This is a genomic window from Leptolyngbya sp. FACHB-36 (assembly GCF_014695955.1).
Taxonomy (GTDB): Bacteria; Cyanobacteriota; Cyanobacteriia; order Leptolyngbyales; family Leptolyngbyaceae; genus FACHB-36.
In genome coordinates this window covers 1-6708 of sequence record NZ_JACJPG010000355.1, presented here as the reverse complement: position 1 = coordinate 6708, position 6708 = coordinate 1, and the positions used below count along the sequence as shown (strand labels likewise).

Here is a 6708-nt window from a genome sequence, read left to right as displayed (position 1 = left end):
TGGTTAGATATTTTTGCTCAGCAGGAGAAAGTCAGACAGTCTGCATCCATCCGCTAGGGGTCAAGGACGCGCTCCTTGAACGGGCAGCAGAGTGTCGAATTGTTTCATGAAGTCAGTATTGCTCAGGAGACGCAACCATGCTACATCGCAAGATCTATCAACTGTGCTGCGACGGTCGTGAAGTCTGGATCTTCTTGCGGGACCAGCAGCGCTGGATCGAGCGAGCACGCATCCTCGATATTGAAGGCGATTTGGTCACGCTACGCTATGAAACCGAAGAAGAAGATGAAACGTGTTCATGGGAAGAAATGGTCCGCCTAGAAAGCATTGGCGCAGTGACGCAAAAGCTAGCGTCGGTGCCGAAGGGGAACGTTGAACCTGCAGTCTCGGACGATTGTCCGGAGGCAGAACAAATTCCTAACCAGCGCTACCCAGAGTCCAATCCCGACTAAACAGCAGCATTAACTAGGGGGCGAAGCATTTCGGCAATGATTTCCTGAACAGGTTGGGAAGTCTTTACCAAATGCTTCGCCCTTATGATTTGTCACCATAGATCGTTTCGTCTTCCTTGCGCCATGCTGGATCGACAATGCACACAAACGCGATCGCATCGTCACCCGTATTGCGAAGAAACTGTCGAGCCTGCGGCGGAATATAAATTGCATCACCTGCTTCGACCGTCTGCACCTCATCATCGATGTACATTTCGCCTCGCCCGCTGAGCAAGTAATATACCTCTGAAGTCGTGAGCGAGTGAGGAGTCGAGGTCTGACCAGGGGGAAGAACCGCGTGCGCTAAGCTGTAGCGGAGGTCGATCGACTGCTTATCTGGATGCAGCAGTTCGCGCAGCAGCGTTCCATCGCCTGCTACAAATTCTTCAGAGTCATGCAGTTTCCGAATCAGCACGGCGGCGCCTCGCCAAAACTAGCGGTACATTCGTTCACGAGTCGATCGATAGCTCATATTCTCTGGCTGATAGTCCGGGCAGTTAATCGCATCCTCGGTCAGTGCATCGGACGGATGCACGGTGCATTTGAGGTGATAGTCGCTGGTAAAAAACTGGCAGTTGGCGCAGGGGATTCGATGCATTTCTCGCGTTCGCGTAACCGTATCGCGCGTTGCCGTCCACAAGCTCCATGTCACGAGCGCGATGATCGACCAGGCAGACACAAAGCAGATGGGCACTAGAAATGGTTGAATTGCCGTAACAATGAGTTGCAGGAGTTGAAACACGATGAGTAGAGTGGTGTCAGAAAGAGTGGTGTCAGAACGAAAAATGGGGCACTATAGCCCTATCTTAATTGGCGAAATCTGCTTGTACCTCTGGCTTGCGAATTACGAAGCGATGTAACGGCGAAGCAACGGTTTAATTTCTTCAAGCAGTCCAGGGAAGTATCCTACCGTGCGGTCTCAATCTATCAAAGGCAGTAACTGATGAGAGTCTCCATCTCCTCGAATCCCGCTCAATCTCGACAGGTCAAACAGCGACTGGCAAATCCAGAGGATTCGCTCTCCTACGAGTTGGGCAAAGCGGTTCAGGAACTTCCTCCGCTTTACACGCGGCTGCTTGCCGGGAGTATTACCCTATTGGTGTTTAGCGCGATCGGTTGGGCGTACTTCAGCAAAGTGGATGAGGTCGCTGTTGCGAATGGAAAGCTGATTCCCTCGACCGAAGTTCGTCCCATTCGCTCACTTAGCGTTGGCTCCGTACTGCAAACGAAGGTCAAGGTGGGTGCTCCGGTAAAAAAAGATGATGTGCTCGTGGAGATTGATCCAGGCGTCTCTGAAACAAGTGTGACGAGTTTAGAAAAAGACGCCGAGAAAATTCGGGAAGACATTGCGCGGCTGGAGGCAGAAAGCAAAGGGGAAACCAGCGCCGGAACACCGCTGCAAAATCAACTGCTAGCTGCGCGGCAGCAAGAGTTCACCGAGAAGCAAGCAGCCGCAAGCGCAGAGGCAAATCGCCAGGGCGCCACGATCGAAGAAGCAAGAGTGCGACTGGAGCGGTTTCAGGAGAACCTGATCAACGCTCAAACCTCGCTGAGAAATACTAAAGACAACCTCAAGAATGCTGAGAAGCGAGAGGCAAGTCTCCGCACTCTTGTAGAGAGTAATGCTGTTCCTCGGCTAGATTATTTGAACGCGTTGGATCAGCTAACAAATGCCAAAAATCAAGTGACGGATGCCGAAGACAAGATTGTCTCTTTAGAGAAAGAAATTGACGCCCAACGAGACCGGATTCGCCAGTCGCAGCAGGCATTTGAGTCAGCACGCAGCACCGCACAAGGTGTCAGTCCTAGCTACCAGCGAGAGGTGTTGACCCAACTGAGTCAGCGACGCGAAGAATTGACCAAAAAATCGGGAGAACTGGCGATCGCCCAAAAGCAGCAGAAAGAGCGAGAAACGGTATCAGCGCCATTTGACGGCACAGTCTACAACGTCAAGGTTACGCAGGGTCCTGTGCAGCAGGGCGAGGAATTGCTGTCGATTCTGCCCAAAAATCAAGACTTGGTGCTAGAAGTCAAAGTGCTGAATCGCGACATTGGCTTCATCCGAGAGGGCATGAGGGCAAAAGTTAAGCTGGCGACGTTCCCGTATCAAGAGTTCGGCATTGTGGATGGCGAAGTGCTTCAAGTTAGCCCTGACGCCGTTGTTGAGCGAGATGAGACGGGTCGGGAGTTGGGTCCAGTGTTCCTTACCCGCGTTCGCCTAAATAAGGACACAATCAACGTCCGGGGTAAAGACGTGAAGCTGACTCCCGGTATGGCAGCAACGGCTGAAATTGTGACGCGACAGAAGTCGGTTCTGACCTTCCTGATCGAACCGGTGACCCGGCGCTTTAGTGAGGCGTTCTCGGTTCGTTAACCTGAGTTCACGGCTGCAAGCAGGCGGTGATCGCAACCAACAGTTCTCACCGCCACACTATAATCATCACCACACTACAAGTTGACTCGTGAACAGCTAAGCAGCGATTAGCCAATAGGTTCTTAATCTCTATCAATTTCTACGAGTTCTACGAGTTTGGTTTTAGACGCTGTCCCAGTTTTGATGCGAATGCGCGACTTGGGCACGTTAAACTGTTTCGCTAGCAGTTGAATCAACTCCTGGTTGGCTTTGCCGTCTACAGGCAGTGACTTCAGGTGCACGGTCCAACTACCGTCTGTCTCCTGTCGAATTGCCTGCTACTTGGAGTTGGGTTTGACTTTAATGCTCAGGATCGGCATACGGTTTTACACGATCGGTTAACTCCACCAGCAGCCAGCCCAGTAGCCCCACAGTCAGAAGATTGCGCAGATTGAGCACAAGAATTGCCAGACCTTGGAAATTCAGCAGCCTACCATACAAATGCGGGTAGATCAGCGTCGAGAGAACTGAAATCGCGATGAATAGCGCAACCTGCGATCGACGCAGCAGCGGTGCAAACGGTAAAATCCAGATCAAGTACTGCGTCGAGAATACTTTGTTTGTAACCACAAAAGTGAGCAGAATCGCGACGATCGGCACGACTAACCCCTTGCCCTGCCGCAGTCGCCGCAGGCTAAGCAGAAAAACCAGCCCCGACACGCTCAGGAACGCTACAGGCAGAAGCTGAGCAATGCTATTTGCCAGCGGTGAATTGAGATGAAATGCGCCATAGTTGAGCACCACCTCCACAGGAGTCCAGCCTAGCTGATGCCCTAGCAGCAGCAGCCCCGCCAAAACGCTCTCAATCTGCAAACCCCGCAGTTTGTGATAGTCTAAAAAGCCGAATACGTTGCCAATGCCAATCGACGCAAACGGTAGCATTACTACGGCTGCCGCGATCGCCGCTCCGACTGTAAACCGCACGACAGCGCTGTACTGGCGCTGGGTCCAGTAGAACGCCGCAAACATTGGAATCAGCACGATCGGATACAGCTTTGCGAGAACGCCCAAACCCAAACAGGCACCAGACACGCTGGGACGATCGATCATCCACAGCGCCAGCAGCGTCAGCAACGCAGGCATAATGTCATAGCGCTGAAGCAGTAGGGCTGAGTTTGCGATCGCCAGCACGGTATAGGCGATTGCGACTCGTTGTGCATACAGCCGAGACTGCTCCGCCGCCAGTTTTACCAGTAGCCACCCTGTTGCAATGCACAGCAGCAGGTTTTGAGCGAAGAATAAACCCACATAGCTCGATTCGCTGTGTCCAAACACGATGTTTAGCAGTTGCGGAACCAGCATCGGCAGCAGCGCCAAGGGTGGATACTCTACCAGAAAATCTCGGTAGGGCACGCTGCCCTGGACCATACTCAGCGAGTACTTGTGGTACAGGGCGACATCTCCGCGTGTATACGGGTCCATCAGCGCTGAGACGGCAAGAACCCCTAGCGCTCCAATCGCCAGTCCGACGATCGCCAACTCTGCGATTGTGGTTTTGCGATCGAGCAGTTGGTCCAGAACGCTGTGCACGAGTCGATTCATTTCACTCCTCTCCGCGCCTCTAGCATGAACCATCTTCCTCTCAACGCTGTCTAATTCACAGAAGGTTCTCCGGGTTGAGACCTTCATCTAGAGAACAACAATAACGTTGGGTTGCGTATACAAGAATGATGAATTCACCCGTTTTTACGTCAAAAATGTTGGTCAGATTGGTTGCTGTGTTTGCAGTCATTGGAGGAACCGCCACCCTGATTCCGGCTCCCCTATTCCAGTCTGAGCAAGGTAGCTGGACTCAGCCCTCGATTCCTAAAGAACTGGTAGGCGAGTTCGTACTTAAACAGAGATCTTGAGCGAGGCTGAGAGACTCCAGCGGCAGCGTACAGAACACTATAGACGTGTCTTGAATCCAGGTTTCGCCCTGATCGAGCAGTTGGCAGACACTTTCCAAGTGAGCATACTGCTGTCGCAGTTTGACTGCCGCTTCTCTCGCTTTTGGTGCAGGAATAACAAAGGTTATTTCGTTGTTGACTGCGGTTAGGGTTGCTGGGAGCTTGATGCCTGCCCACCAGCAGTGCTCATAAAACTTGACAATTCCTTCCCAAGAAACCTTAACGCATATAGGCTTTCCAGGATTAAAGAATATCCAGGATTCGGTGTAGCGCAAGGTCGTATAGCCTGCATTCAACGCGGATGTGGAGTAGTTCATCAGTGAGGGTGGGCACGTGAAGGATTCGGGTAGTGTGCCCAAGGTGTCAAGACAGTACCACAGTTTTCTCTCGGTGCTAAAAAGAGCGATCGGCGGCAGCAAGGTGTTGGATCAATTCGGAATTCGGAGTTCGTAATTCTGAATTGCAACGACTAAATTTCGTTAACTGCACTCAGTCGTGACGCTTAGCGGGAGAACGTGCTGCAGTGCTGTAAGAAACGCTGCGGAATCTCTGGATGGGCACCCCAATGCAAGTGGAGGTAGGAAGCATGCAGGTTAGGTGTGTGCCAGCCTTCCGATCGAGGACTGAAATGGGGCGATGGGGAGAACTCAAATAGGGGGTTAGGAGATCGCGTGGTGAGCTGAGATCGATGAAATTCGTGCCCCCAGACGGTTCTGCCTTTGTTTAGGAGCGGAGTATCGTGCTGCACGATCGCCTGGCGGTAGCCCAAAACCAACCGGGAATCCATAACGGCTTCTGTGGGTAAACTGCCGACCATGGGGAACGTGTGTCCGTCGAAGGTGGTGAGCGATCGAGCCAGGTACATTAATCCACCACACTCTGCATAGGTGGGAATTCCTGCTGCAATGGCTGTCCGAATGGCTTGTCGCGCTGGCTTATTCGCCCCAAGCGACTCCGCAAACATTTCTGGGAAACCGCCGCCAAAGTAAAGCCCCTGCGTGCCTTGTGGCAGGTTTGCATCCTTCAGCGGACTCCACAGCAGCGGCTCGGCTCCCAAGGCGTCCAGCAACTCTAAATTGTCTGCATAGTAGAAGCTGAAGGCGGCATCGTGGGCGATCGCGATTCGGGGTCTTGAAGCATGAGGTTTGTTCGCGAAGTGTTCCCGGAGAAAATCGGTTGAGTTTTGGCTAGGTGCCTCAATCCCAACTCCCCAACCTCCGGTCTCTAGTAGCGGCATTAGCGTTGCCCAATCAAAGCAGGTTTCGCCTAGGTGAGCCAGGGTAGCGATTAGCGAATTCAAGTTTGACAGTTCAGCTGTGGGGACAAGTCCAAGGTGGCGATCGGGAATTGCAATGCTATCCTGCCGTCTCAGCACGCCCAGAATTGGCACGCTAATCGACTTTAAAGCAGATTTCAGCAGCTCCAAATGTCGATCGCTGCCCACACGATTGAGCACAACCCCTGCTAGTTGCAAACGGGGATCAAACGATCGGTAGCCATGAACGAGTGCGGCAATCGAGTGTGACAGACGGCTGCAATCGAGCACCAGCAGCACGGGCAAATTCAACAGGCGGGCAACATGAGCCGTGCTAGCGAAGTCGTGACGATGCGCGGCACCATCAAACAAGCCCATGACGCCTTCGACAATCGCGTGGGTGACATCCTGGGTGTGGCGGGCGAAGCACTGCTGGACGTACGCTTCGGAGGTCAGCACTGGATCAAGGTTGCGGCACGATCGACCCGTTACATGCCGATGAAACATGGGATCGATGTAATCGGGACCAACCTTGAAGGACTGTACCCGTACGCCGCGTTGACTCAAACACGACAGCAACGCCAGCGTTACGGTAGTTTTACCAACGCCGCTGCGTTCTCCAGCAATCACAACCATACTTGATTAGAACGAATGAATTTT

Annotated in this window: 8 protein-coding genes; 2 read left to right on the top strand and 6 right to left on the bottom strand. The window is 52.7% G+C overall.

What is annotated here, in order from left to right; translation table 11 throughout:
* The first annotated feature begins 137 nt into the window (after window positions 1-137).
* Window positions 138-452: a DUF6679 family protein gene (locus tag H6F43_RS10070; RefSeq protein ID WP_190342648.1), complete on the top strand. Its 315-nt coding sequence runs from the start codon at window positions 138-140 to the stop codon at window positions 450-452.
* Between the two features lie 82 nt (window positions 453-534).
* Here H6F43_RS10070 and H6F43_RS10065 read toward each other — a convergent pair whose 3' ends face one another.
* Entirely contained in the window at window positions 535-906 is a 372-nt protein-coding gene (locus tag H6F43_RS10065; RefSeq protein WP_190342647.1) for a cupin domain-containing protein, read from the bottom strand.
* Window positions 907-924: 18 nt separating this feature from the next.
* Entirely contained in the window at window positions 925-1233 is a 309-nt protein-coding gene (locus tag H6F43_RS10060; RefSeq protein WP_190342646.1) for a hypothetical protein, read from the bottom strand.
* 201 nt (window positions 1234-1434) lie between these two features.
* Here H6F43_RS10060 and H6F43_RS10055 point away from each other — a divergent pair, with 201 nt between their 5' ends.
* A complete protein-coding gene (locus tag H6F43_RS10055; RefSeq protein ID WP_190342645.1) occupies window positions 1435-2865 on the top strand; it encodes an HlyD family type I secretion periplasmic adaptor subunit in 1431 nt (476 codons plus the stop codon).
* Between the two features lie 122 nt (window positions 2866-2987).
* Here H6F43_RS10055 and H6F43_RS22210 read toward each other — a convergent pair whose 3' ends face one another.
* The 4 genes from H6F43_RS22210 to H6F43_RS10035 all read right to left on the bottom strand — a co-directional run bounded on the left by H6F43_RS22210 (window position 2988) and on the right by H6F43_RS10035 (window position 6684).
* On the bottom strand, window positions 2988-3176 hold the full coding sequence (locus H6F43_RS22210; protein ID WP_347272391.1) for a DUF167 domain-containing protein: 189 nt from the start codon (window positions 3174-3176) through the stop codon (window positions 2988-2990).
* 28 nt (window positions 3177-3204) lie between these two features.
* Window positions 3205-4446 (bottom strand): glycosyltransferase family 87 protein, encoded by a 1242-nt coding sequence (locus tag H6F43_RS10045; protein WP_190342644.1) that lies wholly within the window; start codon window positions 4444-4446, stop codon window positions 3205-3207.
* A 250-nt stretch (window positions 4447-4696) separates the two neighbouring features.
* The gene (locus tag H6F43_RS10040; RefSeq protein WP_190342643.1) at window positions 4697-5110 is read right to left on the bottom strand and encodes a hypothetical protein; all 414 of its coding nucleotides are present in this window, start codon (window positions 5108-5110) and stop codon (window positions 4697-4699) included.
* Window positions 5111-5295: 185 nt separating this feature from the next.
* A complete protein-coding gene (locus H6F43_RS10035) occupies window positions 5296-6684 on the bottom strand; it encodes a cobyrinate a,c-diamide synthase (protein ID WP_190342642.1) in 1389 nt (462 codons plus the stop codon).
* Window positions 6685-6708 lie beyond the last annotated feature (24 nt).

Bases quoted from the DNA above. Each gene is read 5' to 3' on its own strand.
- H6F43_RS10070 (WP_190342648.1), top strand. From the start codon at position 138: ATGCTACATCGCAAGATCTATCAACTGTGCTGCGACGGTCGTGAAGTC.
- H6F43_RS10055 (WP_190342645.1), top strand. From the start codon at position 1,435: ATGAGAGTCTCCATCTCCTCGAATCCCGCTCAATCTCGACAGGTCAAA.
- H6F43_RS10045 (WP_190342644.1), bottom strand. From the start codon at position 4,446: ATGAATCGACTCGTGCACAGCGTTCTGGACCAACTGCTCGATCGCAAA.
- H6F43_RS10040 (WP_190342643.1), bottom strand. From the start codon at position 5,110: ATGAACTACTCCACATCCGCGTTGAATGCAGGCTATACGACCTTGCGC.
- H6F43_RS10035 (WP_190342642.1), bottom strand. From the start codon at position 6,684: ATGGTTGTGATTGCTGGAGAACGCAGCGGCGTTGGTAAAACTACCGTA.